Annotated in this window: 21 protein-coding genes and 1 pseudogene; 15 read left to right on the top strand and 7 right to left on the bottom strand. The window is 60.3% G+C overall.

Features of this window, described 5'->3' with window-relative positions; translation table 11 throughout:
- Nucleotides 1–112 precede the first annotated feature (112 nt).
- The 4 genes from ACIP1X_RS19100 (at nt 113) to gcvP (ending at nt 6,523) form a co-directional block, all read left to right on the top strand.
- Nucleotides 113–1,729: an ABC transporter permease gene (locus ACIP1X_RS19100; RefSeq protein ID WP_400754264.1), complete on the top strand. Its 1,617-nt coding sequence runs from the start codon at nt 113–115 to the stop codon at nt 1,727–1,729.
- 155 nt (nt 1,730–1,884) lie between these two features.
- Nucleotides 1,885–2,967: a glycine cleavage system aminomethyltransferase GcvT gene (gcvT, locus tag ACIP1X_RS19095; protein WP_053124871.1), complete on the top strand. Its 1,083-nt coding sequence runs from the start codon at nt 1,885–1,887 to the stop codon at nt 2,965–2,967.
- Nucleotides 2,968–3,015: 48 nt separating this feature from the next.
- The gene (gcvH, locus tag ACIP1X_RS19090; protein WP_053124868.1) at nt 3,016–3,399 is read left to right on the top strand and encodes a glycine cleavage system protein GcvH; all 384 of its coding nucleotides are present in this window, start codon (nt 3,016–3,018) and stop codon (nt 3,397–3,399) included.
- A gap of 250 nt (nt 3,400–3,649) precedes the next feature.
- Nucleotides 3,650–6,523: an aminomethyl-transferring glycine dehydrogenase gene (gcvP, locus tag ACIP1X_RS19085; protein ID WP_400754262.1), complete on the top strand. Its 2,874-nt coding sequence runs from the start codon at nt 3,650–3,652 to the stop codon at nt 6,521–6,523.
- A 294-nt stretch (nt 6,524–6,817) separates the two neighbouring features.
- Here gcvP and ACIP1X_RS19080 read toward each other — a convergent pair whose 3' ends face one another.
- From ACIP1X_RS19080 to ACIP1X_RS19070, 3 genes are all read right to left on the bottom strand, one after another.
- Complete coding sequence (locus tag ACIP1X_RS19080) at nt 6,818–7,138, bottom strand: DUF2388 domain-containing protein (RefSeq protein WP_171057234.1); 321 nt, start codon at nt 7,136–7,138, stop codon at nt 6,818–6,820.
- A gap of 65 nt (nt 7,139–7,203) precedes the next feature.
- Entirely contained in the window at nt 7,204–8,988 is a 1,785-nt protein-coding gene (locus ACIP1X_RS19075; protein WP_400754259.1) for a GspE/PulE family protein, read from the bottom strand.
- A 92-nt stretch (nt 8,989–9,080) separates the two neighbouring features.
- A complete protein-coding gene (locus ACIP1X_RS19070; protein ID WP_400754257.1) occupies nt 9,081–9,419 on the bottom strand; it encodes a hypothetical protein in 339 nt (112 codons plus the stop codon).
- A gap of 126 nt (nt 9,420–9,545) precedes the next feature.
- On the opposite strand from ACIP1X_RS19070, the gene ACIP1X_RS19065 reads away from it, so the two are divergent.
- Nucleotides 9,546–10,010, top strand: a complete 465-nt coding sequence (locus ACIP1X_RS19065) for an Lrp/AsnC family transcriptional regulator (RefSeq protein ID WP_016983809.1) — start codon at nt 9,546–9,548, stop codon at nt 10,008–10,010.
- A 160-nt stretch (nt 10,011–10,170) separates the two neighbouring features.
- Here ACIP1X_RS19065 and ACIP1X_RS19060 read toward each other — a convergent pair whose 3' ends face one another.
- On the bottom strand, nt 10,171–11,541 hold the full coding sequence (locus ACIP1X_RS19060) for an inorganic triphosphatase (RefSeq protein WP_400754255.1): 1,371 nt from the start codon (nt 11,539–11,541) through the stop codon (nt 10,171–10,173).
- 155 nt (nt 11,542–11,696) lie between these two features.
- On the opposite strand from ACIP1X_RS19060, the gene argE reads away from it, so the two are divergent.
- Both argE and argA read left to right on the top strand, forming a co-directional pair.
- Nucleotides 11,697–12,842 (top strand): acetylornithine deacetylase, encoded by a 1,146-nt coding sequence (gene argE / locus ACIP1X_RS19055; protein ID WP_400754253.1) that lies wholly within the window; start codon nt 11,697–11,699, stop codon nt 12,840–12,842.
- 239 nt (nt 12,843–13,081) lie between these two features.
- Entirely contained in the window at nt 13,082–14,380 is a 1,299-nt protein-coding gene (gene argA, locus ACIP1X_RS19050; protein WP_053124855.1) for an amino-acid N-acetyltransferase, read from the top strand.
- Between the two features lie 146 nt (nt 14,381–14,526).
- Here the strand turns inward: argA and tauA are convergent, their stop codons facing one another.
- Complete coding sequence (tauA, locus tag ACIP1X_RS19045; RefSeq protein WP_400754250.1) at nt 14,527–15,513, bottom strand: taurine ABC transporter substrate-binding protein; 987 nt, start codon at nt 15,511–15,513, stop codon at nt 14,527–14,529.
- 367 nt (nt 15,514–15,880) lie between these two features.
- Here tauA and ACIP1X_RS19040 point away from each other — a divergent pair, with 367 nt between their 5' ends.
- From ACIP1X_RS19040 to ACIP1X_RS19005, 8 genes are all read left to right on the top strand, one after another.
- Complete coding sequence (locus ACIP1X_RS19040; protein ID WP_282356565.1) at nt 15,881–17,239, top strand: OprD family porin; 1,359 nt, start codon at nt 15,881–15,883, stop codon at nt 17,237–17,239.
- A 295-nt stretch (nt 17,240–17,534) separates the two neighbouring features.
- The gene (locus ACIP1X_RS19035) at nt 17,535–18,173 is read left to right on the top strand and encodes a peroxiredoxin (protein WP_400754248.1); all 639 of its coding nucleotides are present in this window, start codon (nt 17,535–17,537) and stop codon (nt 18,171–18,173) included.
- A 309-nt stretch (nt 18,174–18,482) separates the two neighbouring features.
- Nucleotides 18,483–19,076, top strand: coding sequence for an NADPH-dependent FMN reductase (gene ssuE / locus ACIP1X_RS19030; RefSeq protein WP_400754245.1), 594 nt, complete (start codon nt 18,483–18,485; stop codon nt 19,074–19,076).
- Between the two features lie 90 nt (nt 19,077–19,166).
- Complete coding sequence (locus ACIP1X_RS19025) at nt 19,167–20,132, top strand: sulfonate ABC transporter substrate-binding protein (RefSeq protein WP_400754242.1); 966 nt, start codon at nt 19,167–19,169, stop codon at nt 20,130–20,132.
- A 25-nt stretch (nt 20,133–20,157) separates the two neighbouring features.
- Entirely contained in the window at nt 20,158–21,306 is a 1,149-nt protein-coding gene (gene ssuD, locus ACIP1X_RS19020; RefSeq protein WP_008085337.1) for an FMNH2-dependent alkanesulfonate monooxygenase, read from the top strand.
- Nucleotides 21,307–21,314: 8 nt separating this feature from the next.
- The gene (gene ssuC, locus ACIP1X_RS19015) at nt 21,315–22,097 is read left to right on the top strand and encodes an aliphatic sulfonate ABC transporter permease SsuC (RefSeq protein WP_003229260.1); all 783 of its coding nucleotides are present in this window, start codon (nt 21,315–21,317) and stop codon (nt 22,095–22,097) included.
- Nucleotides 22,094–22,900, top strand: coding sequence for an aliphatic sulfonates ABC transporter ATP-binding protein (gene ssuB / locus ACIP1X_RS19010; protein ID WP_007913838.1), 807 nt, complete (start codon nt 22,094–22,096; stop codon nt 22,898–22,900). The genes ssuC and ssuB overlap by 4 nt, the downstream gene beginning before the upstream one ends.
- A 106-nt stretch (nt 22,901–23,006) precedes the next feature.
- A complete protein-coding gene (locus tag ACIP1X_RS19005) occupies nt 23,007–23,222 on the top strand; it encodes a molybdopterin-binding protein (protein ID WP_003229256.1) in 216 nt (71 codons plus the stop codon).
- A gap of 160 nt (nt 23,223–23,382) precedes the next feature.
- On the opposite strand, the gene ACIP1X_RS19000 is transcribed toward ACIP1X_RS19005, so the two are convergent.
- Together ACIP1X_RS19000 and ACIP1X_RS18995 are read right to left on the bottom strand one after the other, a co-directional pair.
- On the bottom strand, nt 23,383–24,009 hold the full coding sequence (locus tag ACIP1X_RS19000) for a TetR/AcrR family transcriptional regulator (protein WP_159811925.1): 627 nt from the start codon (nt 24,007–24,009) through the stop codon (nt 23,383–23,385).
- Nucleotides 24,010–24,261: 252 nt separating this feature from the next.
- Nucleotides 24,262–24,751, bottom strand: a pseudogene (locus ACIP1X_RS18995) (glutamine synthetase); the annotation flags it as partial.

The raw sequence follows: 24,751 nt of genomic DNA, 5'->3' as shown, positions 1-24,751 counted from the left end.
GGAATGCAGCCCCCGACGCTCTGCGTCGAATCACCGAAAGCGTGACGCGGAGCGTCACAGGATGTGTGCCCACGCAGAGCGTGGGCACAATCATTTGAGCGAGACTGTTTCCTTGGCCCACCCCGCCCAACGCCGCTGGTACCCCATCGTCTTCGCCATTGCCGCGTTGGTGCTGTTGCCCCTGAGTGTTCTGCTGCTCTCCTGGCAGACCATCGATCAACAGATCTGGTCGCACCTGTGGCAAACCCAGATGCCGCGCCTGCTCGGCAACACGCTGACACTAGTACTCGGCGTCGGTGTCGGCGTGACCCTGCTCGGCGTCAGCCTGGCGTGGCTCACCAGCCTCTGCGAATTCCCCGGTCGGCGCTGGCTCGACTGGGCGCTGATGCTGCCGTTCGCCATTCCCGCGTACGTGCTGGCCTTCGTCTTCGTCGGCCTGCTCGACTTCGCCGGCCCGGTGCAAACCCTGCTGCGCGAATGGTTCGGCACAGGCCTGCGCCTACCCCGCGTGCGCTCCACCGGCGGGGTGATTATCGTGCTGGTGCTGGTTTTCTACCCGTACGTTTACCTGCTGGCGCGCACCGCGTTTCTCGCGCAGGGCAAAGGCTTGATGGAAGCCGCGCGGGTGCTCGGCCAATCGCCGTGGCAAGCCTTCTGGCGCGTAGCGTTGCCGATGGCGCGGCCGGCGATTGGTGCCGGTGTGGCGCTGGCGCTGATGGAAACCCTCGCCGATTTCGGTGCGGTGTCGGTGTTCAACTTCGACACCTTCACCACCGCGATCTACAAAACCTGGTACGGCTTCTTCAGCCTGTCGAGTGCGGCGCAACTGGCCAGCCTGTTGCTGCTGGTGGTGATGCTGGTGCTGTACGGCGAACGTCGTGCGCGCGGCGCCGACCGCGCGAGCAACGAGCGGCCTCGGGTGAAAGCGCTGTATCACCTGCGCGGATTCAAAGCCCTCGCGGCGATGAGCTGGTGCGGACTGGTGTTCGCCTGCGCCTTCGTGATTCCAATGCTGCAACTGATGGTCTGGTTCTGGCAGCGCGGGCGTTTCGATCTGGATGAGCGCTACGCCGGGCTGATCCTGCACACCCTCTATCTGGGCGGCATGGCGGCGCTGATCACCGTCAGCGTCGCCTTGCTGCTGGCCTTCGCCCGGCGCTTGGCGCCGACGCCGGCGATCAACTCCGGCGTGGGTCTGGCCAATCTCGGTTACGCCTTGCCGGGTTCGGTGCTGGCGGTGTCGATCATGTTGGCCTTCAGTTATCTCGATCGCGAATTGGTGATCCCGCTCTCCGGCTGGCTCGGTGGCGCGGGCAAACCGTTGCTGCTCGGCAGTCTCGCGGCGTTGTTGATGGCGTATCTGGTGCGCTTTATTGCGGTCGCTTACGGCCCACTGGAAAACAGTCTGGCGCGTATACGGCCGTCTTTGCCCGAAGCGGCACGTAGCCTCGGTGTCAGTGGGCCACGACTGTTTTTCAAAGTGTATCTGCCGTTGTTGCTGCCCGGCACGTTGAGCGCCGCGCTGCTGGTGTTCGTCGATGTGCTCAAGGAAATGCCCGCAACCCTGCTGATGCGCCCGTTTGGCTGGGACACGCTGGCCGTGCGCATCTTTGAAATGACCAGCGAAGGCGAATGGGCACGGGCGTCGTTGCCGGCGCTGACCCTGGTTTTGGTCGGACTGTTGCCGGTCATCGGCCTGATTCGCCGCTCGGCGCATCGAAACACTTAGTAGTGAGTCCTGAATCATGCGGCTACAATGCGCGGCATTCGGTGCGGTTCGTCTGACAGACCCGTTCGCTGGAATCGGCTGAGAGCCTTCTATTTCAAGGCTTTCGCCCGTGCAGCGGCTGTCCGCACCTTCGCCACGCCCGGAAGGAGAAACCCATGGGACAGCGTACGCCTCTGTATGACCTGCATCTCGCCCTCGGCGCGAAGATGGTCGATTTTGGCGGTTGGGACATGCCACTGCATTACGGCTCGCAGGTCGAGGAGCACCACGAGGTGCGCCGCGATTGCGGGGTGTTCGATGTATCCCATATGACCGTGATCGATGTCACCGGCAACCAGGCCAAGGCCTGGCTTCAGCATTTGCTGGCCAATGACGTCGAACGCCTGCACCGCCCCGGCCGTGCGTTGTACAGCACCATGCTCAACGAGCGTGGCGGCATCGTCGACGACATGATCGTCTACCGCCTCGACGAGGGTTATCGTCTGGTGGTCAACGCGTCCACCCGCGATCAGGATCTGGCGTGGATGAACGCGCAACTTTCCGGCTACGACGTGCAACTGCATGAGCGTTCCGAGATGGCGATGCTGGCCATTCAAGGCCCGCAAGCCCGGCACAAGATTGCCGAGCTGGTGACCCAATCCCGCGCCACGCTGATCCAGCACCTCAAACCCTTCGAAGGCTATACCGACGGCGACTGGTTCATCGCGCGCACCGGTTACACCGGTGAAGACGGTCTGGAAATCGTCCTGCCAGCCAATCAGGCTCCGGGTTTCTTCAACGATCTGGTTGGCGCCGGCATTTCCCCGATCGGCCTCGGCGCTCGCGACACCTTGCGCGTTGAAGCCGGGATGAACCTCTACGGTCAGGACATCGATCAGGACGTTTCGCCGCTGGCCTCGAACATGGCATGGAGCATCGCCTGGGAACCGGCCTCGCGCCAGTTCATCGGCCGCGCCGCCCTGGAGGCGGAAAAAGCCGCTGGCGTGGCGCACAAACTGGTCGGTCTGGTGCTGGAAGAACGCGGCGTTTTGCGCGCTCATCAAGTGGTTCGTATCGCCGATGTTGGCGAAGGAGAGATCACCAGTGGTAGTTTCTCCCCTACGCTAAGCAAATCGATTGCCCTGGCGCGTGTTCCGATGGCAACCGCCGACCGCGCCGAAGTGGAAATCCGTGGCAAGTGGTACCCGGTACGCGTGGTCAAACCGACCTTCGTCCGCCATGGCAAAACTTTGATCTAACCTTTTCCGGCGGGCACGACCGCTGACAATTTCTCGAGGACACCGAAGATGAGCGATATCCCTGCCGACCTGCGTTTTGCCGAAAGTCATGAATGGGCCCGTCTGGAAGCCGACGGCACCGTCACTGTGGGCATCAGCGATCACGCGCAGGAAGCGCTGGGTGATGTGGTGTTCGTCGAGCTGACTGAAGTCGGCAAAGTCTTCGCTGCACAAGATCAGGCCGGTGTGGTTGAGTCGGTGAAAGCCGCTTCCGACATCTACGCGCCGATCGGTGGTGAGGTGATTGCCGTCAACGAAGAGCTGGGTGGTTCGCCTGAACTGCTGAACTCCGACCCGTACGGCGCGTGGATCTTCAAGATCAAGCCAACCGACGCGGCTGAGCTGGACAAGCTGCTGGATGCCGGCGCTTACAAGGCTGCTATCGGCGAGTAAGCATTAAGCAATACCCAAAGCCCCGACTTGTCGGGGCTTTTTCATGGGCGATACAAATCCCCTGTAGGAGTGAGCCTGCTCGCGATAGCGGTGGGTCAGTCAGCCTTAAGGTGTCTGAAAGAACGCTATCGCGAGCAGGCTCACTCCTACAGGGGTACGCGGTGCACTGAAAATGGGTTGCCACATCGGCTGCTATGCTGGTTTGACCGTGTTGCATTGACGCCGAGCGCCAGCCAAGAGAGAGCCCGTCATGTCCCAGTTGCCGTCCTTGAGCCAGTTACGCGATCCCGATGCTTTTTTGCGCCGTCACCTCGGCCCGGATGCCGCCGAGCAACAAGCGATGCTCGACAGCCTCGGCCTCGGCAGTCGCGCCGAACTGATCGAACAGACTGTGCCGCCCGGCATCCGCTTCAATCGCGCACTCGATCTGCCGCCGGCGCTGGACGAACAAGCGGCGCTGGCCAAACTGCGCGGTTATGCCGAGCAGAATCAGGTCTGGAGCAGCCTGATCGGCATGGGCTACCACGGCACCCTGACGCCGACCGTCATCTTGCGCAACGTGCTGGAAAATCCCGGTTGGTACACCGCGTACACGCCGTATCAACCGGAGATCGCCCAAGGCCGGCTCGAAGCGCTGCTGAATTTCCAGCAACTGACCATCGACCTCACCGGCCTCGAATTGGCCAACGCCTCGCTGCTCGATGAAGCCACGGCGGCGGCTGAAGCCATGGCCTTGGCCAAGCGTGTAGCGAAGTCGAAGAGCAATCTGTTTTTCGTCGATGAGAACTGTCATCCGCAGACCATTTCCGTGGTGCAGACCCGCGCCGAGGGCTTCGGCTTTGAGCTGATCATCGACGCTGTGGATAACTTGAAGCAGCACCAGGTCTTCGGTGCGCTGCTGCAATATCCCGACACCCACGGCGAAGTGCGCGATCTGCGTCCATTGATTGATCACTTGCACGCGCAGCAAGCGCTGGCCTGCGTCGCCACGGATTTGTTGAGTTTGCTGTTGCTGACCCCGCCGGGTGAGTTGGGCGCCGATGTGGTGTTTGGTTCATCGCAGCGATTCGGCGTACCGATGGGTTATGGCGGCCCGCACGCGGCATTTTTTGCCAGTCGTGAGGAATATAAACGGGCGATTCCCGGGCGGATCATCGGTGTGTCGAAAGACGCCCGGGGCAACGTCGCATTGCGCATGGCCCTGCAAACCCGCGAGCAACATATCCGCCGCGAGAAGGCCAACTCGAACATCTGCACAGCGCAGGTGCTGTTGGCGAATATCGCCAGTTTCTACGCGGTGTATCACGGCCCGGAAGGTCTGAAACGCATCGCTCAGCGGGTTCACCGGCTCACCTGCATTCTGGCGGCAGGGCTTGAACGGCATGGGCTGAAACGCCTGAACGCGCAGTTTTTCGACACGCTGACGCTCGACGTTGGTGGCGCACAAACCGCGATTATTCAAAGCGCTCAGACTGCGCAGATCAATCTGAGGATTCTTGGCCGTGGCCGCGTCGGGCTGAGCCTTGACGAGACCTGCGATGAAACGACCGTGGCGAAACTGTTCGATGTCTTGCTCGGGGCTGATCACGGCTTGAGCGTCGACGATCTCGACGCCGAGGCGCTGACCTCGGGCATCCCGGAAAACCTTCAGCGCACAACGCCGTACCTGCGCCATCCGGTCTTCAACGCGCACCACAGCGAAACCGAGATGCTGCGCTACCTCAAACAACTGGAGAACAAGGATCTGGCGCTCAACCAGTCGATGATCCCGCTGGGCTCCTGCACCATGAAACTCAACGCCACCAGCGAGATGATCCCGATCACCTGGCCGCAATTCGCCAACCTGCATCCGTTCGTGCCGCGCGAGCAAGCCGTCGGTTACACGCTGATGATCGAGGAGCTGGAGCGCTGGCTCTGCGCGATCACCGGTTTCGATGCGATCTGCATGCAGCCCAACTCGGGTGCGCAGGGCGAATACGCCGGGCTGCTGGCGATTCGCAAATATCACGAGAGCCGGCAACAGGGCGCTCGGGATATTTGTCTGATTCCTTCGTCAGCCCACGGCACCAACCCGGCGTCGGCGCAGATGGCCGGGATGCGCGTGGTGATCGTCGAGTGCGACGCGGAGGGCAACGTTGATCTGGAAGATTTGAAAGCCAAAGCCGCTGAGGCTGGGGATAAGTTGGCGTGCTTGATGGCGACGTATCCGTCGACCCATGGCGTGTACGAGGAGGGCATCAGCGAAATCTGCGAAGTGATCCACCAACACGGCGGTCAGGTGTACATGGACGGCGCCAATCTGAACGCGCAGGTCGGGCTGGCGCGGCCGGCGGACATTGGTGCCGACGTCTCGCACATGAATTTGCACAAGACCTTCTGCATTCCTCATGGCGGCGGTGGGCCCGGCATGGGGCCGATCGGGATTCGTGCGCACTTGGCGCCGTTCGTTGCCAATCACCCGGTGGTGCCAATCGACGGGCCGCTGGCGCAGAACGGCGCGGTCAGTGCCGCGCCGTGGGGCAGCGCGAGTATTTTGCCGATCAGCTGGATGTACATCGCCATGATGGGCCCACAACTGGCGGACGCCAGTGAAGTAGCGATTCTTGCGGCGAATTACCTGGCGCAGCATTTATCCGGCGCGTTTCCGGTGTTGTACACAGGGCGTAACGGGCGGGTGGCGCATGAATGTATTTTGGATTTACGGCCGCTGAAGGCGCAGACCGGGATCAGTGAAGAGGACGTTGCCAAACGATTGATGGATTACGGTTTCCATGCACCGACCATGTCTTTCCCGGTGCCGGGAACGTTGATGGTCGAGCCGACCGAGAGCGAGTCGAAGGCTGAGCTGGATCGGTTTATTGGCGCGATGCTGAGCATTCGAGCGGAAATCACCGAGGTGCAAAACGGTAACTGGCCGGCAGAAGACAACCCGCTGAAACGCGCGCCGCATACCTTGGCGGATGTCACCGGCGTATGGGAGCGGCCCTATAGCATTGAGCAGGGCATCACCCCGGATGCGCACACCAAGGCGCACAAGTATTGGCCAGCGGTGAATCGGGTGGACAACGTTTACGGCGATCGCAACCTGTATTGCGCGTGCGTGCCGGTGGACGATTACCGCTGATTTCCCGGCAAGCACACCTTCCCCTGTGGGAGCGAGCCTGCTCGCGAAAGCGGAGGTTCAGTCACCGAAAATATTGGGTGAAAGAAAGCTTTCGCGAGCAGGCTCGCTCCCACAGGGGTTAGGCGTTGAGCGGAAATCCGGGCAAAAAAATGCCGCCCGTTTGAGCGGCACTTCACACAAGTGTTAGCAGACAATTACCGCTGAAGATCAAAAGATCGCATCCTTCGGCAGCTCCTACTTTGGAATGCATTTCCCTGTAGGAGCTGCCGAAGGCTGCGATCTTTTGCTTTTGGCTTACTCAGAAGCCACGGCGTTTTTCGCCAGAATCGCATTCGCCAATTCCATGTCCGTGGCCTGCAGGCCCGGGTTGTCGGCGCGTACTTTCTGCATCGCGGCTTCCAGGTATGGCCCGCGAATGCCGCCGTCGCTGGCGACGAAGCTGCCGGCATCGTCCTGGGCGGCGATGATCAGTTTGTGATCCTTGAAGGTCAGGTAGGTCGAACCGGTGGTCGCACCGGACGAAATGACGTTACGCCAAAAGCTGTCCGCCATGGCCGAACCAACGGGAAGGGACAGCAGGGCCAAGGTGGCGACAGCAAGTTTGAGACGCATGATGAGGTGACTCCTGGGGGTTAACTAGGGCGTTGGATTGCCAACCCCCAATCCAGTTCCCTATGGGCCTACTTGAGCTCACTCTGCGGCGTGACCCGCAACACTTCCTCAATCGTGGTCAGCCCCGCCGCGACTTTCTGCGCGCCGGACAGACGCAAGCTGCGCATGCCTTCCTTGAACGCCTGACGTCGAATCGCCGCCAGATCGGTGTCCGGGGTGATAAACGTTTTGAGGCTGTCGCTCAGTTGCATGATTTCGTAAACCCCGGCGCGGCCGTGATAACCGGTGTCGCGGCACTCCACACAACCGATCGCCCGTTGCGCATTGCCCGGCAGCGGCGCTTGCCACGGGCGGGTCAGGGTTTGCCAGTCTTCTTCCTCCAGCGTCTGCGGTGCCTTGCAGTGCGGGCACAGCGTGCGCACCAGACGCTGGGCCATAACGCCGAGCACGGTGGCTTTGATCAGATAATGCGGCACGCCGAGTTCGAGCAGACGGCTGATCGCGCTGGGTGCGTCGTTGGTGTGCAGGGTCGACAGCACCAAGTGCCCGGTAAGCGCTGCCTGAATCGCCATTTCGGCGGTTTCCAGATCGCGGATCTCGCCGATCATGATGATGTCCGGGTCTTGTCGCATCAGCGCACGCACCCCGGCGGCGAAGCTCAGGTCGATGTTGTGCTGCACCTGCATCTGATTGAACGCTGGCTCGACCATTTCGATCGGGTCTTCGATGGTGCAGAGGTTCACTTCCGGCGTCGCGAGTTTTTTCAGCGTGGTGTACAGCGTGGTGGTCTTGCCCGAACCGGTCGGCCCGGTGACCAGGATGATGCCGTTGGGCTGACGGGTCATGTCCTGCCAACGCCGCAGATCGTCGGCGCTGAAACCCAGTAGATCGAAATCCTTGAGCAGCACTTCCGGATCAAAAATCCGCATGACCATTTTCTCGCCGAACGCGGTGGGCAGCGTCGACAGGCGTAACTCAACTTCGCCGCCCTCCGGGGTCTTGGTCTTGACCCGGCCGTCCTGCGGTTTGCGTTTTTCGGCGACGTTCATCCGCCCGAGGCTTTTCAGGCGACTGACGATCGCCATGGTCACCTGCGGCGGAAATTGATAGACATTGTGCAGCACGCCGTCGATGCGAAAACGCACCGTGCCTTGTTCGCGCCGGGGTTCGATGTGGATATCGCTGGCGCGCTGCTGAAAGGCGTACTGGAACAACCAGTCGACGATGTTGACGATGTGCGCGTCGTTGGCGTCCGGCTCCTGATCGCTGGCGCCGAGGTTGAGCAGTTGTTCGAAGTTGCCGAGGTTGCCGCTCTGCGCATCGGCATTGCTGGCGCCGCTGACCGATTTTGCCAGCCGGAAAAACTCGACGCTGAAGCGCTGGATGTCCGCCGGGTTGGCCACCACCCGTTTGATCGGCAGTTTCAGCACGTGAGTCAGATCGGCTTCCCAACCAGTCACGTAAGGCTGTGCGCTGGCGACAGTCACCGCATCACGGTCGACCGCTACGGCGAGAATTTTGTGCCGTTGCGCGAAGGCGTAAGACATCAACGGCGTGATCGCGGCGACGTTGATCTTCAGCGGATCGATGCGCAAATACGCCTGGCCGGCCTGCTGCGCCAGCCACAAAGTCAGGCTTTCCAGGTCGAGGTGTTTGCCCGGACGGCTGAGGTCGTCGAGTTGCTGGCTGGCGATAAATTCCAGCGGGTGCATCTGGCCATTTGCGGCGTGACGGCGGCGCGCATTCAGCGCCTGCTCCGCCGCGTCCTGGCAGATAAAGCCTTGGGCGACCAGTTCACGCAGCACATCATTGAGTTCCAGCCAGCGGTCCTGAGTGGCGAATTGAACGGACATGCGGGCTTCCTTTTAAACGACAGTGCGCAAAAGGATAGTCGTGGCCGGGCAGACCGTTGGGCCACTACCCGACGAAGCCGTTGCCGGATTTGTCAGCCGGCCGCTTGTGCAGGCGCATCCCAAGCGTTGTCGGCGTTTTCCAGATCCACCGAGCAGACGCTGATCAGGTTACGAAGTTTTTCCGCGATCACTTGCGCGCGATGCCAACTGAGTCCGCCCATGACGATGTCGATCGACATCAGATCGTCCATGCGCTGCACATTGACCTGCTCGGGCGTGAGGAATTGCAGGGCGAACAGATTCAGCACCCGCACCAGCAAATCCGGCTCGGCTTCGGCGAGGATTTGATATTGCGCCAGGCAATGGGCGTTGCTGACGTTCCAGACATCGGCGCGGGTGGGCGTGGTGGTGACGGCTTCGAGGTGCGGCATGACGAGTCTCCAAATTCTCTGGAGGAATTTTTACATTCGGTGCGGGGTATTTCTTGGCTATGATCGGCGTTATTGGCGATTGATCGAATGGACCAATTCGCAAGGCAGTTGATTAGAGGTTTTTCTATGCACAGTGAGCTGGACAGCTACGACCGCAAGATTCTCGCCCTTCTGCAAGAGGACGCTTCACTGTCGAGCGCGCAGATCGCCGAGCAGGTCGGCCTCTCGCAATCGCCGTGCTGGCGGCGGATTCAGCGGATGAAGGAGGAGGGCATCATTCGTGGCCAGGTGACCTTGCTTGATCGCAAGAAGATTGGCCTGAACACGCAGATCTTCGCCGAGATCAAACTCAACGCGCACGGGCGTTCGAACTTCACCGAATTCACCGAAGCGATTCGCGGCTTTCCGGAGGTGCTGGAGTGTTATGTGCTGATGGGCGCGGTGGATTTTTTGTTGCGGATCGTCGCGGCGGACATTGAGGCGTATGAGCGGTTCTTCTTCGAGAAGTTGTCGCTGGTACCGGGGATTCAGGAAGTGAATTCGATTGTGGCGCTGTCGGAGATCAAATCCACCACCAGCCTCCCGGTTTAGTGCGAATAACCTCTGTGGCCAGGGGATAACTGATCGTTCCCACGCTCTGCGTGGGAATGCCTCAATGGACGCTCTGCGTCCGCTTTGGGACGCGGAGCATCCCGGGCTGCATTCCCACGCGGAGCGTGGGAACGATCAAGGCTGCGATCTTTTAGCGGTGTTACATGCGCAGCAGCATTTTCCACGCACGATTCTGGTAAACCGCAATCGCCTGCTGCTTGCGTGCATCAAGCAGTTCGTCAGTGATCGTCGGCTCGTTGGCCAGTTGTGCCAGTTTGTTCAGTTCGCCGTACAGGCGATCCATTTCCGGGATCTCCAGCACGTTGCGTGCGTGGTGCAGCCAGACCTGAATGCGCTCGATACGCGGCAGTTGTTCAGCCAGATCTTCCGGCTGCTGCTGATAACGCTGCAATTGCAGGGCCGTCGCTTCTTCACCCAAGGTACGCGGCAGCCAGCTGTGCAACTGCGCGCCGCCCTGACGATTACCACGCACGTTACGCTCGGCGGTCCAGGTGCGAGCCAGCAACCAGCGCGAAGTGTTCAGCGAGAACAAGCCCCAGCGTGGGTCTTCGAGTTCTTCGAGGAACTGCTCCGGCGCGGCTTTGCGCACGTCTTCGTCTTCGATACCGGCCTGCACCAGCGGGCGCCAGTCTTCCAGCAATGCATCCAGAGCAACGCGCAAGTCGTGGGTCGACTGACGCGGTGCGGCCTGGCCGAGGCTGCTGAGCAGGGCGCGCATTTCCGCGAGGTTCTCGACCCAGTCGAGCAGCAGGCGCCAGTGGCCGTTGAAACGGTACTGTTCAGCCAGACGCTGGCTGCTGCCGAGCAAGTGCCAGCTCAGCGCGGCAAAGGCGTCGTCGAGCTGGGTTTCCGCGGTCAGCTCTGGCGCCGGCAGGCTCAGCGAGTAGCTGTTGGCGTCGTACAGACGATAACCGCGCTCAGCCTTGCTGATGTCGCACGGCATCAGCGCGAGGGTAGCGGCCAGTTCAGCGGCCAGTTCCAGCAGCGCAGCAGGCTCGCCTTCGCGCAGTTCCAGTTCCAGTTCGCAGATTTCTTCTTTCTGCTTGCCGACTACAACGTGACCGAGATCCAGCGCGGCTTCGATAACCACTTTGCTCTTGCCACGGCCCCAGGCGATTTCGGCGCGCTCGCGGACGAAATCGGTGGTGAAGATCGGCTTGAGGGTTTTCTTGTCCAGCTCGGCCAGCGACTCGGGCCAGCATTCGCCGTCGAGTTTCTTCACGTCGAGTTTGGCTTTCGGCAACTTCCAGTCGTATTCATTACGCTCGGACAGGCCGGCGACGCTCTGGCCACGGGTCTTGAGGGTCTGAATCACTTCGTCACCGTCCTTGCGCAGGCGCAGGGCGACTTTGGCCTGAGCCAGATCGCGCTCGGGGGTGTCGAAGTACTGGTTCATCAACTCACGGCGTTCCCAGCCACTTTTGTTGCGTTTTTTCAGTAACGGGTGCTCGCGCAGGGCGGCGAGGGTTTCGCGGCTGACGCGGAGTTTGATTTCGGTTTCTTTCTGCATGGCCGGAAAATCCAGGATCGGGAGCGCAGCCGGGGAATATGTGGCTGCCAAGGCCGTGCAGTGTACAGGACTGATTCGTCCTACGCCCTGCGGCGGTTTATTCCTGACGCCGGATGGTTCTATGATGGACTTCAAATCGGGAGTTGGAGTCAGCGATGCCTTTGCCGTCCATGCAAGACCAGTTCGCGACGCTGATCGCCGCGCCGTCGGTCAGCTGTACCCAACCGAACCTTGATCAGTCCAACCGCGCGGTGATCGATTTGCTTGCCGGCTGGCTGGGTGATCTGGGTTTCAGCTGCGATATCCAGCAAGTCAGCCCCGGCAAATTCAACCTGCTCGCCAGTTTCGGCAGCGGCCCCGGCGGGCTGGTGCTGGCCGGGCACAGCGACACGGTGCCGTACGACGATGCGTTGTGGCAGACCGATCCGCTGAAATTGACCGAAGTCGATGGCCGCTGGGTCGGCCTCGGCAGTTGCGACATGAAGGGCTTTTTCGCGCTGATCATCGAAGCGGTGTTGCCGCTGCTCGATCAACCGTTCAAGCAACCGCTGTTGATCCTCGCCACCTGCGATGAAGAAAGCTCGATGTCCGGCGCCCGCGCGCTGGCCGAGGCCGGGCGTCCGCTGGGGCGTGCGGCGGTGATCGGCGAGCCGACCGGGCTCAAGCCGATCCGCATGCACAAAGGCATCATGATGGAGCGCATCGACATTCTCGGGCAGAGCGGCCATTCGTCGGATCCGCGCCTGGGCCACAGCGCTCTTGAGGCGATGCACGATGCGATCGGCGAACTGCGCGGTCTGCGCCTGTTGTGGCAGCGTGAATTCAACAACCCGCAGTTCAGCGTGCCGCAGCCGACGATGAACTTCGGTTGCATTCATGGCGGCGATAATCCCAACCGGATTTGCGGCCAGTGTTCGCTGGAGTTCGACCTGCGGCCGCTGCCGGGCATGGATCCGAAGGTGCTGCGCGCGGAGATTCTGCGCAAGCTCAACCCGGTCGCCGAGCGGCATCAGGTGAAGATTGATTACAAACCGTTGTTCCCGGAAGTGCCGCCGTTCGAGCAGGATGCAGACGCCGAACTGGTGCGCATCGCCGAAAAGCTCACCGGTCACAGCGCCGAAGCAGTAGCGTTCGGCACCGAAGCGCCTTATCTTCAGCGCCTCGGCTGCGAAACCATCGTCCTCGGCCCCGGCGACATTGCCTGCGCGCATCAGCCCGGCGAGTACCTTGAAATGTCACGTTTGCAGCCTACCGTGCATCTATTACGGCAACTGATTGAACATTACTGCCTGAAGCATTGAGCGCATTCCTTGTAGGAGCTGCCGAAGGCTGCGATCTTTTGATGTTGGTTTCAGGATCAAAAGATCGCAGCCTGCGGCAGCTCCTACAGGGGGGTAGTTGTTAAATTTGTGGGAATTGAACCCGTATTCATGAGGAGAGCGCGCGTGTCGCCAAGCCTGTTCCGACGATAACCATCAGCCCGCTGTGCGTTTTCCGTTTCGCCCTTTTTCCGGCTGCTATTTATTACAGGCCCAGGTTCATGCCCGAATACGTTAATTGGCTTCGTCACGCGTCCCCTTACATCAATGCCCACCGCGATTGCACTTTCGTCGTCATGCTGCCCGGCGACGGCGTGGAGCATCCGAATTTCGGCAACATCGTCCACGACCTGGTCTTGCTGCACAGCCTTGGCGTGCGGCTGGTGCTGGTGCATGGTTCGCGCCCGCAGATTGAAACCCGCCTCGCCGCGCGCGGCCTGACCCCGCATTACCATCACGGCATGCGCATCACCGATGCCGCGACGCTGGAGTGTGTGATCGACGCGGTCGGTCAGTTGCGCATTGCCATTGAAGCGCGGTTGTCGATGGACATGGCCTCGTCGCCGATGCAGGGCTCGCGTCTGCGCGTGGCCAGCGGCAACCTCGTGACCGCGCGGCCGATTGGCGTGCTTGAGGGCGTCGACTATCACCACACCGGCGAAGTGCGCCGGGTCGACCGCAAGGGCATCAATCGCCTGCTGGATGAGCGTTCGATCGTGCTGCTGTCGCCGCTGGGCTACTCGCCGACCGGTGAAATCTTCAACCTCGCCTGCGAAGACGTCGCTACCCGCGCCGCCATTGATCTGGGTGCCGATAAGCTGCTGCTGTTCGGCGCCGACCTCGGCCTGATCGACGAAAACGGCAAACTGGTGCGCGAACTGCGCCCGCAACAAGTGCCGGCGCATTTGCAGCGTCTGGGCAGCAACTATCAGGCGGAACTGCTTGATGCCGCTGCCGAAGCGTGCCGTGGCGGTGTCGCGCGTAGCCATATCGTCAGTTACGTGGAAGACGGTGCGCTGCTGACCGAACTGTTTACCCGTGACGGTGGCGGTACGCTGGTCGCGCAAGAGCAATTTGAATTGGTGCGCGAAGCGGCGATTGAAGATGTCGGCGGTTTGCTCGACTTGATCAGTCCGCTGGAAGAGCAGGGGATTCTGGTGCGTCGTTCGCGCGAAGTGCTGGAGCGCGAAATCGAGCAGTTCAGCGTGGTCGAACGTGAAGGCATGATCATCGCCTGTGCGGCGCTGTATCAGATTGCCGAATCGGATGCCGGTGAACTGGCGTGCCTGGCAGTGAACCCGGAATATCGCCACGGTCGTCGCGGCGATGAGTTGCTGGAGCGCATCGAGACACGTGCGCGGGCGCAGGGCTTGAAAACGTTGTTCGTGCTTACCACGCGCACCGCGCACTGGTTCCGCGAACGCGGCTTCGAGCCAAGCAGCGTCGAGCGCCTGCCAGCGGCACGGGCGTCGCTGTACAACTACCAGCGCAACTCGAAGATCTTCGAAAAAACCCTCTGACCCGGTTCATCGATCGTTCCCACGCTCTGCGTGGGAATGCCTCAACGGACGCTCCGCGTTCGGCTTTCGATGGGACGCGGAGCGTCCCGGGCTGAATTCCCACGCGGAGCGTGGGAACGATCAGCGATCGGCGTGGGAACGATCAATTACTCGGTGATGAACTTCGCGCTCACGTACGGCGAATAATCCGGCAGCACCGTCTCAACTTTGCCCTGTTCCTTCAAAAACTTCGCCGTCTCGCCAATCGCCTTCGCCGTGCCGCCGTCCAGCAGCGCCGTGGTTTGTTGTGCCTTGGCATCCGGGAATGCGGAATCGGCGAGCAATTCAGGCACGTCGGCGGCATTGGCACCGGTCAGTTTGGCGATTTTTTGCACAGGCACCGAGTCAGCCGTCCAGCTGTCTTTGTGCGCCGCGTAATCAGCAAACGAGTCCAGTGTGACCTTGGCGAATTTGGCCACGACGTCCGGGTGCTTCTCGGCAAAGTCCTTGCGTGCGACCCACACTTCAAAGGTCGGCGCGCCCCACTGGCCAACTTGCGCAGCATCGGTCAAGGTCTTGCCGGTCTTGCGGATTTCACCCAGCGCCGGCGACCAGACAAACGCGCCATCAATATCGCCACGCTTCCACGCCGCGGCGATTTCTGCCGGTTGCAGGTTCACCACTTTGACTTTCGAAGCGTCGAGGCCCCAATGCTTCAGGGCACCGAGCAGGCTGTAATGCGAGGTGGAAACGAAGGGTGTGGCGATGGTCTTGCCGACCAGATCCTGCGGGGTATTGATGCCGCTGCCATTGCGCACCACCAGTGCTTCGGCGGCGTTGATCTGTGCCGAAACAATGAACGCCACGATCGGCAGATTACGCGAGGCCGCCGCCGCCAACGGGCTGGAACCGAGATTGCCGATCTGCACGTCGCCCGAAGCAATGGCTGTCACAACTTCCGGGCCGCTGTTGAAGCGACGCCAGTCGATCTTCTCGCCAATGGTTTTCTCGTAGACGCCGTCAGCCTGCGGGACTTTGCTCGGATCGATACCGGTTTGGTAGCCAACGGTGAGGTTGGCTGCCTGTGCGGAAAAAGAAAATATTGCCGATACACAAACTGTAACAAATTGACTCGATAGTGCGCGTTTGGCCATGATGGCGTCGCCTTTTGGATAGGGTTTGACGTGATTTGAATACGTCAAAGCTAATCGATCTAAAAAAAGGCTAACAAATACCATTTAGGAATGAGCTTAGTAGCCGATATCCTGTATCCCGCTGCAGGTGGCCATTAATGGGCCATATACTCGAATGGTATTAAAAAGAATGAAATAATTCTTTTTGGGGTTATCAGGAAATCAGTACTGTGCAGGGACCAAATCACTGCGATTAGACCTTGGTCGTAGACACACGAGGTTACGATTGACTTGTCAGTCACGGTCTGGCGCTAATCGCGCATCTTAGGATCCAGGGCATCAGACCCCGGGCCAGGAACACAAAAATTAGAAACGAGAGGAGCTATACATGAACAAGTCCACCTTGGCCCTGGCTGTGGCCGTAGGGGTTATGGCGCAGCAGGCAGGCGCCGCCGGTTTCATCGAAGACAGCAAGGCCACACTGGGGCTGCGTAACTTCTACATCAACACCGATAACCGTGACTCCGGCACCAAAGCCGCTGGCGCTCAGAGCAAGAACGAAGAATGGGGCCAAGGCTTCGATCTGCGTTTCATCTCCGGTTACACCCAAGGCACCGTCGGCTTCGGTATCGACGCCATCGGCCTGCTGGGCATCAAGCTGGATTCGGGCGGCGGCACTAACGGCGCTACTGCTACCTCTTACGGCGGCACTGTGTTCCCGAGCAAGTCCAACGGCGAAGCAGTTGATAACTACTCGAGCCTGGGCCTGACTGCCAAAGCCAAGATCTCCCAGACCGAACTGAAATTGGGCACCCTGCAGCCAAAACTGCCGGTCATCGTGACCAACGACGGTCGTCTGCTGCCACAAACCTGGCAGGGTGGCCAGATCACTTCCGGAGACATCAAAGACCTGACCCTGGTCGGTGGTCAGATCGAAGCCGTGAAAGGTCGTAACTCCAGCAACAACGAGCAACTGTCGATTGGTGGCGCTAACAGCCCAACCGTCAGCGGTCGCGACAGCAACAAGTTCATCTACGCCGGTGGTGACTACAAAATCACCAAAGACCTGACTGCCCAGTACTACTACGGCAACCTGGAAGATTTCTACAAGCAACACTTCCTGGGTCTGGTTCACAACTGGGCAATCGGCCCGGGCGTGCTGAAGTCCGATCTGCGTTACTTCAACAGCTCCGATGACGGCGCCAACGGCGACACGCCTGCTTACTACAGCACCGGTAGCTACGCTGGTTTCGCCAACGGTCGCGGTAAAGTCGACAACAACCTGTACAGCGGCTTGTTCCTGTACACCGTTGCCGGTCACACCTTCGGTGGTGGCTATCAGGTCAGCAACGGCAGCAGCGACTTCCCTTGGCTGAACCAGGGCGACGGTTCGTCGAACTACACCATCACCGACATGCAAATCCAGAAGTTCGGCCGTGCCGGCGAGCGCACCTGGCAAGCACGCTACTCCTATGACTTCGCCAAAGTGGGCGTGCCTGGCTTGACCGCTGGCATGGTTTACCTGCGTGGCGACAACATCGATACCTACAACGCCGGTCGCGTTCAAACCTCGAACGGCGCTTCCGAGTGGGAACGCGATTTGACCGTTGCGTACGTGATCCCGGAAGGCCCGTTGAAGAACGTGGGCTTCATGTGGAAAAACGCTTCGTGGCGCAACGACATCGCCGGTCAGCGCGATCAGGACGAAAACCGTCTGATCCTCAGCTACTCGCTGCCGCTGCTGTAATAGCGTTTTCAAGTATCTGAAGTAAAAAAAGCCCCGTCCGGCATCGCGCCGGACGGGGCTTTTGCGTTTTCGAGTCAGGCCCACCCCCGTAAGCCCTCCCCGAATTTCCCTCTTTACTGCAACTCAAGGCCTTCTCGAACCTTGCGACCGATGTTCGTCGGGATGCCGTTCAGCGTCCAGTGAACAGATGTTTAATATTCACTTATGATCTAGATATCTGATTATTTATTCTTTTTCATGATGGCAAATCCCGAGCTACAGTTGAGGTCTCCAACAACTCATCAGGAGCAGCACCATGAGCCTCAGACTCGGCGACATCGCCCCCGACTTCGAACAGGATTCCAGTGCCGGCAAGATTCGTTTTCACGAGTGGCTGGGCAATAGCTGGGGCGTGCTGTTCTCCCACCCGGCGGACTTCACGCCGGTGTGCACCACTGAGCTTGGCTTCACCGCCAAACTCAAAGATGAATTCAGCAAGCGCGGCGTCAAAGCCATCGCGCTGTCGGTCGACCCGGTGGACTCGCACCACAAGTGGATCGAAGACATCAACGAAACCCAGAACACCCTCGTCAACTTTCCGATCCTGGCCGATGCCGATCGCAAGGTCTCGGATTTGTATGACCTGATCCACCCGAACGCCAACGACACGTTGACCGTACGTTCGCTGTTCGTGATCGATCCGAACAAAAAGATTCGCCTGACCATCACCTACCCGGCGAGCACCGGGCGCAACTTCCACGAGATTCTGCGGGTGATCGATTCGCTGCAACTCACCGACAACTACAAAGTGGCCACGCCGGCCAACTGGCAGGACGGTGATGAGGTAGTGATCGTGCCTTCGTTGAAGGACGAGGAAGAGATCAAGCAGCGCTTTCCTAAGGGCTATCGGGCTGTTAAGCCGTATCTGCGCCTGACGCCACAGCCGAACAAGTGAGATTTGCGGTGTAGCCACCACCGCTTTCGCGAGCAGGCTCGCTCCCACAGGTGATCGCATTCCAAATGTGGGAGCGAGCCTGCTCGCGAAGGCGTTAGTCCAGTCACCACGGAACCACTAAGCAGGGGATTTCAGGCCGTTTCGACGGCCTTTTTTTTCGTCCGAAACAAAGCAATCCGCATATCTCCAAAACGCATAACCAAATGAATAAATATGATTTATGGATATATAAATCAGCTGGTAAGGTCACTCCCATCGAAGCGAGATCGCAACCCGCGAATCGCCTGTAACGCTTAAGGAATCGTCTCAATGCTGGTTGTCTCACTCGGTGGCAGTCCCAGCCTGCGCTCCCGTTCCGGGGTGCTACTGGAGCGCTCGCAACGTTGGTTGCAGCAGCAAGGCGTGGAAGTGGTGAGTTATCAGATTCGGGATTTCCCGGCCGAAGATTTGCTCCATGCCCGCTTCGACAGCCCGAAGGTGCTCGACCTGCTGCAACAGATTGAAAACGCCGACGGCCTGTTGATCGCCACACCGGTTTACAAAGCGTCTTTCTCTGGCGCGTTGAAGACGCTGCTGGATCTGCTCCCAGAGCGTGCCCTGAATCACAAGATTGTTTTGCCAATGGCCACCGGCGGCAGCATCGCCCACATGCTGGTGGTCGATTACGCGCTCAAGCCTGTGTTGTCGGCGCTGAAAGCCCAGGAAATGCTCCAGGGGATTTTCGCCGAGGACAGCCAGATTGCTTACGGCGAAGGCAGTGCTGCCGCGCAACTGGCACCGGCGCTGGAGCAGCGTCTGCATGAAGCGCTAGATCAGTTTGTCGGCGCCATGGCCCGCCGCCCGAAACCGCTGGAACCGGGCTTGTTGAACCAACGTTTGTTGAGTGCTCGCTGGAGCATTTAAGCCTCACCCGCATTTGATGTACTTCACCTTACTCAGCCGCTAACGGTTAAGCAGGTGCAGCCAAAACCCAACAGCAAAAAGGAGAGCGCTATGCGCACTGTATTTTTGCGTCGTGGTCTGGTCGCTCTGTTTGCTGCGGCTGTCACCTTCGGCGCCATCACTCAAGCTCAAGCCGAGACTCTTCGGATCGGTTATCAGAAGTACGGCACGCTAGTGCTGCTCAAAGCCAAAGGCACGCTGGAAAAACGTCTGGCCGCTCAAGGCGTCGACGTGCAATGGACTGAATTCCCCGGCGGCCCGCAGCTACTGGAGGGCCTGAACGTCGGCTCGATCGACTTCGGTGTTACTGGCGAAACTCCACCGGTGTTCGCTCAGGCTGCTGGCGCTGATCTGCTCTACGTTGCCTACGAACCGCCAGCGCCCAACAGCGAAGCGATCCTTGTGCCGAAAGACTCGCCGATCAAATCGGTGGCCGATCTCAAGGGCAAGAAAGTCGTGCTGAACAAAGGCTCCAACGTCCACTACCTGCTGGTGCGTGCGCTGGAAGACGCCGGTCTCAAATACACCGACATTCAAACCGTGTTCCTGCCGCCGGCCGACGCCCGCGCTGCCTTCGAACGTGGCAGCGTCGATGCTTGGGTCATCTGGGATCCGTACCAGGCTGCCGCCGAGAAACAACTGCAAGCGCACACCCTGCGCGACGGCAAAGGCATCGTCGACAACCACCAGTTCTATCTCGCCACCAAGCCTTACGCACAGAAAAATCCTGAGGTGATCAAAGCCCTCGTTGAGGAAGTGCGTGCCGTCGGCGAATGGTCGAAAGCCAACCCTGAAGACGTGACCCAGCAACTCGCGCCACTGCTCGGCCTGCCGGCAGACATCACCCTGACCTCGGTGAAACGCCAGGGCTACGGCGCGCTGTTCCTGACCCCGGAAGTGGTCGCTGCGCAGCAAAAGATCGCTGACACGTTCTACCAGCTCAAGCTGATTCCGAAGCCGCTGAGCATCAAGGATGTGATCTGGACACCACCGGCCGCTGTGGCCAAAGCGCTGTAATTCGAATCCCCAAGGAGACCACTCCATGAGCCTCAATATCTTCTGGTTCCTGCCTACCCACGGTGACGGCCATTACCTTGGCACCGCCGAAGGCGCTCGCGCCGTCGACCACGGTTATCTGCAACAGGTCGCGCAAGCGGCGGATCGTCTGGGTTTCGGCGGCGTGCTGATTCCGACCGGCCGCTCTTGCGAAGACTCGTGGCTGGTGGCGGCGTCGCTGATCCCGGTGACCCAACGTCTGAAGTTTCTTGTTGCGCTGCGCCCCGGGATCATTTCCCCGACGGTCGCGGCGCGGCAGGCAGCGACGCTGGATCGTCTGTCCGGCGGCCGTGCGCTGTTCAACCTGGTAACCGGCGGTGACCCAGAAGAATTGGCCGGCGACGGTCTGTTCCTCAGCCACGAAGAACGCTATCAAGCCTCGGTGGAATTCACCCGCATCTGGCGCCGAGTGCTGGAAGGCGAAACCGTTGATTACGACGGCGAGCACATCAGCGTGAAAGGCGCGAAGTTGCTCTATCCGCCGATCCAGCAACCGCGTCCGCCGCTGTACTTCGGTGGTTCTTCGGAAGCCGCGCAAGATCTGGCCGCTGAACAAGTGGAAATGGTGCTGACCTGGGGCGAGCCGCCAGCAGCCGTCGCCGAGAAGATCGCCCAAGTTCGCGCCAAAGCCGCCAAACTCGGCCGCACCGTGCGCTTCGGCATTCGTCTGCACGTGATCGTCCGTGAAACTAACGCAGAAGCGTGGCAAGCGGCGGATCGTCTGATCTCGCACCTGGACGACGACACCATCGCTCGCGCTCAAGCTTCGCTGGCGCGTTTCGATTCGGTCGGCCAGCAACGCATGGCCGCCCTGCACGGCGGCAGCCGCGACAACCTCGAAGTCAGCCCGAATCTGTGGGCCGGTGTTGGTCTGGTGCGCGGCGGTGCCGGTACGGCGCTGGTTGGCGATGGCCCGACCGTGGCCGCGCGCGTGAAGGAATACGCCGATCTGGGTATCGACACCTTCATCTTCTCCGGTTATCCACACCTCGAAGAGTCGTATCGCGTCGCTGAACTGCTGTTCCCGCACCTCGACATCGAGCGTCCGGAACTGCCGAAAAGCGCCGGTTACGTCAGCCCGTTCGGCGAGATGGTCGCCAACGACATTCTTCCCAAAGCCGCGTCGCAGAGCTGAGGCGCGCCATGAAGAAAATCATCCACAGCCTCGCGCCCTGGGCGTTGCCGGTGTTGTTGCTGGCGGTGTGGCAGTTGTCGGTGTCGGCCGGTTGGTTGTCGACACGGATTCTGCCGGCACCAGTGGCGGTAATCGAAGCCGGCGTGAGCCTGGTGCGCAGCGGCGAAATCTGGACGCACCTGGCGATCAGCGGCTGGCGCGCGGCCCTCGGTTTCACCATCGGCGGCAGCATCGGTCTGGTCTTGGGCTTCATTACCGGACTGTCGAAATGGGGCGAACGCCTGCTCGACAGCTCGGTGCAGATGATCCGTAACGTGCCGCACTTGGCGCTGATTCCGCTGGTGATCCTGTGGTTCGGCATCGACGAGTCGGCGAAGATTTTTCTGGTGGCGTTGGGCACGTTGTTCCCGATCTACCTCAACACTTATCACGGCATCCGCAATGTTGATCCGGCGCTGGTGGAGATGGCGCGCAGTTATGGCCTGTCCGGTTTCAGCCTGTTCTGGCAGGTGATTCTGCCGGGCGCGCTGCCTTCGATCCTGGTCGGTGTGCGCTTCGCACTGGGCTTTATGTGGCTGACGCTGATCGTCGCCGAAACCATTTCCGCCAGCTCCGGCATCGGCTACCTGGCAATGAATGCCCGGGAGTTTTTGCAGACCGACGTGGTGGTGCTGGCGATCCTGCTTTACGCGGTGCTCGGCAAACTCGCCGACCTCGCGGCTCGTGGACTTGAACGTGTGTGGTTGCGCTGGCATCCGGCGTATCAGGTTGCCAAAGGAGGTGCAGCATGACCGCTCAACAACCTCCACGCCTGCTGCGCGGGATTCCGCTGGCGGTGCGCAACCTGCAGAAAACCTTCGGCGCGCGGCAGGTGCTGCGTGACATCGATCTGCACATTCCGGCGGGGCAATTCGTCGCGGTGGTCGGACGCAGTGGCTGCGGCAAAAGCACCTTGCTGCGCTTGCTCGCCGGCCTCGATCAACCGACTGGCGGCGACTTGCTCGCCGGTTCTGCGCCGCTCAGCGATGCGCGGGAAGACACCCGATTGATGTTCCAGGAAGCGCGTCTGCTGCCGTGGAAAAAGATCATCGACAACGTTGGTCTCGGGCTTAAAGGCAACTGGCGCCCGAAGGCTCTTGAAGCACTGGACGCGGTGGGCCTGGCCGATCGCGCCAATGAGTGGCCGGCGGCTTTGTCTGGCGGACAGAAGCAGCGCGTTGCGCTGGCCCGGGCGCTGATCCATCAGCCACGGCTGCTGCTGCTCGACGAACCGCTCGGCGCACTGGACGCGCTGACCCGCATTGAAATGCAGCAACTGATCGAACGTCTCTGGCAGCAACACGGCTTCACGGTGTTGCTGGTGACCCACGACGTCAGCGAAGCGGTGGCGATTGCCGACCGGGTGATTCTGATCGAGGACGGCGAAGTCGGCCTTGACCTGCACGTCGAACTGCCGCGCCCACGGGTACGCGGTTCGCACCGACTGGCCGCGCTGGAAACCGAAGTGCTCAACCGAGTTTTGTCCCTGCCCGGCGAACCGCCGGCGCCGGAACCTGTTTCACCACTGCCTACGCAATTGCGTTGGGCGCAATGAAGCAGCTGCGAGCTTCAAGCTACAAGCTACAGGTAGACGCGATGTGCTTTTGCTTGCCGCTTGAAGCTTGCCACTTGCCGCTTATTTCGACCTCAGGAGAAATATCATGACTATTAAAGCCATCAACGTGCGCAACCAGTTCAAAGGCTCGATCAAGGAAATCGTCCTCGGCGACGTGCTGTCGGAAATCGACGTGCAAACCGCTTCGGGCATCGTCACTTCGGTGATCACCACCCGTTCGGTCAAGGAGCTGGAACTGGTGGTGGGCAGCGAAGTGATCGCCTTTGTGAAATCCACCGAGGTGTCGATCGCCAAGTTGTAAGCTAGTGAGTAAAAAACAACCCTGAACGGCGTGAGCCCTTCGGGGTTTTTTGTGATCGTTCCCACGCTCCGCGTGGGAATGCCTCTAGGGACGCTCCGCGTCCAGTGACGCGGAGCGTCACGGGCTGCATTCCCACGCAGAGCGTGGGAACGATCACGGCTCAGCGCTTGGGCAGATAAGGTGGCAAATACAGGCCGATATAGGCATCAAACACGCGCATCCCTTCCTCGGCCATGCGCGGGGTGATCTGCCCATGCTGCTGCACCGAGCGCGCATACACCCGGTCGCCCAACTCCATCGCCAAGGCAAACACATCAACATCCTCCGGCAGCCTCGGCAACTCGAAGTGATGATTGAACAGCTTGTGCATCAGGTCGCCGAGTTCAATGTCGTGCTGCCGGTCTGCCTGGGTCACTTCGGTCAAGCCGTGCTGGGCGAGAATCAACTGGCGTGCGGCGGCGTCTTCGTCGTAGATCTCCAGCATCCGTTGCTCGACCAACCGCGACAGATCGCGCCAGTCGCGCAGCGCTTCGTGATCGATCGGCGCTTGCAGGCAGGCGCGAAATGCCGCGTGCACATCCGCCGTCAGCGCTTCGAGCAAGGCCGGTACGCTGGCGAAAAAGTGGTACACGGAGGAGGGCGGAATCTGCGCGCGTTCGGCGACGCTGTAGATCGACAGACTCGCCACGCCCTCGGCGGCCAGCAACGTGCGCGCGGCGTCGAGTATCGAATCGATGCGCGCCTGACTGCGGGCACGGGGTTTGCGAACGGGGGCGGGACGCGTCATGAAAGTCTCCTGCGGGGCAGCGGGCATTGTACGAGCCGGGTTCCGTGTTGTCTGCCAGTACGCCTTTGGGAGCAAGCCCCCTCCCACAATGGATCTCCAGTGAGATGAAATTTTGTGCACACAGGCGGATCCCTGTGGGAGGGGGCTTGCTCCCGAACCGCCGCAGGCGGCCATCATTCGCAATTCTGCGCGCCATAAAAAAACGCCGTTGGCTGAATCAGCCGACGGCGTTCTTTTTGGTGCTACAACCGCTTAAACGGTATGCAGATACCAGTTGTACTCAAGGTCGGAGATGGAGTGTTCGAACTCCTCCAGCTCGCTTTCCTTGCAGGCGACGAAGATATCGATGTACTTCGGATCGATGTACTTGGCCATCACCTCGCTGTCGTCCAGCTCACGCAAGGCATCGCGCAAGTTGTTCGGCAGGCTTTGCTCGTTCTGCTCGTAGCTGTTGCCTTCGACAGGCGCGCCCGGTTCGATCTTGTTGGTCAGACCGTGGTGCACGCCGGCCAGTACCGAAGCCATCAGCAGGTACGGGTTGGCGTCGGCGCCGGCCACGCGGTGTTCGATACGTACGGCATCGGACGAGCCGGTCGGTACGCGAATCGCCACGGTGCGGTTGTCCAGACCCCAGCACGGCGAGTTCGGCACGTAGAACTGTGCGCCGAAACGACGGTAGGAGTTGACGTTCGGGCAGAGGAAAGCCATCTGCGCGGGCAGGGTCTCGAGCACACCGCCGATC

Source organism: Pseudomonas sp. NPDC088885 (genome assembly GCF_044750025.1).
Lineage (GTDB): Bacteria > Pseudomonadota > Gammaproteobacteria > Pseudomonadales > Pseudomonadaceae > Aquipseudomonas > Aquipseudomonas rustica.
This window is presented reverse-complemented; position numbering and strand designations above follow the sequence as displayed.

Excerpts from the sequence above, each read along its gene's own strand:
- gcvT (WP_053124871.1), top strand. The coding sequence starts at position 1,885 with ATGGGACAGCGTACGCCTCTGTATGACCTGCATCTCGCCCTCGGCGCG.
- gcvH (WP_053124868.1), top strand. The coding sequence starts at position 3,016 with ATGAGCGATATCCCTGCCGACCTGCGTTTTGCCGAAAGTCATGAATGG.
- gcvP (WP_400754262.1), top strand. The coding sequence starts at position 3,650 with ATGTCCCAGTTGCCGTCCTTGAGCCAGTTACGCGATCCCGATGCTTTT.
- ACIP1X_RS19075 (WP_400754259.1), bottom strand. The coding sequence starts at position 8,988 with ATGTCCGTTCAATTCGCCACTCAGGACCGCTGGCTGGAACTCAATGAT.
- ACIP1X_RS19070 (WP_400754257.1), bottom strand. The coding sequence starts at position 9,419 with ATGCCGCACCTCGAAGCCGTCACCACCACGCCCACCCGCGCCGATGTC.
- ACIP1X_RS19065 (WP_016983809.1), top strand. The coding sequence starts at position 9,546 with ATGCACAGTGAGCTGGACAGCTACGACCGCAAGATTCTCGCCCTTCTG.
- ACIP1X_RS19060 (WP_400754255.1), bottom strand. The coding sequence starts at position 11,541 with ATGCAGAAAGAAACCGAAATCAAACTCCGCGTCAGCCGCGAAACCCTC.
- argE (WP_400754253.1), top strand. The coding sequence starts at position 11,697 with ATGCCTTTGCCGTCCATGCAAGACCAGTTCGCGACGCTGATCGCCGCG.
- argA (WP_053124855.1), top strand. The coding sequence starts at position 13,082 with ATGCCCGAATACGTTAATTGGCTTCGTCACGCGTCCCCTTACATCAAT.
- tauA (WP_400754250.1), bottom strand. The coding sequence starts at position 15,513 with ATGGCCAAACGCGCACTATCGAGTCAATTTGTTACAGTTTGTGTATCG.
- ACIP1X_RS19040 (WP_282356565.1), top strand. The coding sequence starts at position 15,881 with ATGAACAAGTCCACCTTGGCCCTGGCTGTGGCCGTAGGGGTTATGGCG.
- ACIP1X_RS19035 (WP_400754248.1), top strand. The coding sequence starts at position 17,535 with ATGAGCCTCAGACTCGGCGACATCGCCCCCGACTTCGAACAGGATTCC.
- ssuE (WP_400754245.1), top strand. The coding sequence starts at position 18,483 with ATGCTGGTTGTCTCACTCGGTGGCAGTCCCAGCCTGCGCTCCCGTTCC.
- ACIP1X_RS19025 (WP_400754242.1), top strand. The coding sequence starts at position 19,167 with ATGCGCACTGTATTTTTGCGTCGTGGTCTGGTCGCTCTGTTTGCTGCG.
- ssuD (WP_008085337.1), top strand. The coding sequence starts at position 20,158 with ATGAGCCTCAATATCTTCTGGTTCCTGCCTACCCACGGTGACGGCCAT.
- ssuC (WP_003229260.1), top strand. The coding sequence starts at position 21,315 with ATGAAGAAAATCATCCACAGCCTCGCGCCCTGGGCGTTGCCGGTGTTG.
- ssuB (WP_007913838.1), top strand. The coding sequence starts at position 22,094 with ATGACCGCTCAACAACCTCCACGCCTGCTGCGCGGGATTCCGCTGGCG.
- ACIP1X_RS19005 (WP_003229256.1), top strand. The coding sequence starts at position 23,007 with ATGACTATTAAAGCCATCAACGTGCGCAACCAGTTCAAAGGCTCGATC.
- ACIP1X_RS19000 (WP_159811925.1), bottom strand. The coding sequence starts at position 24,009 with ATGACGCGTCCCGCCCCCGTTCGCAAACCCCGTGCCCGCAGTCAGGCG.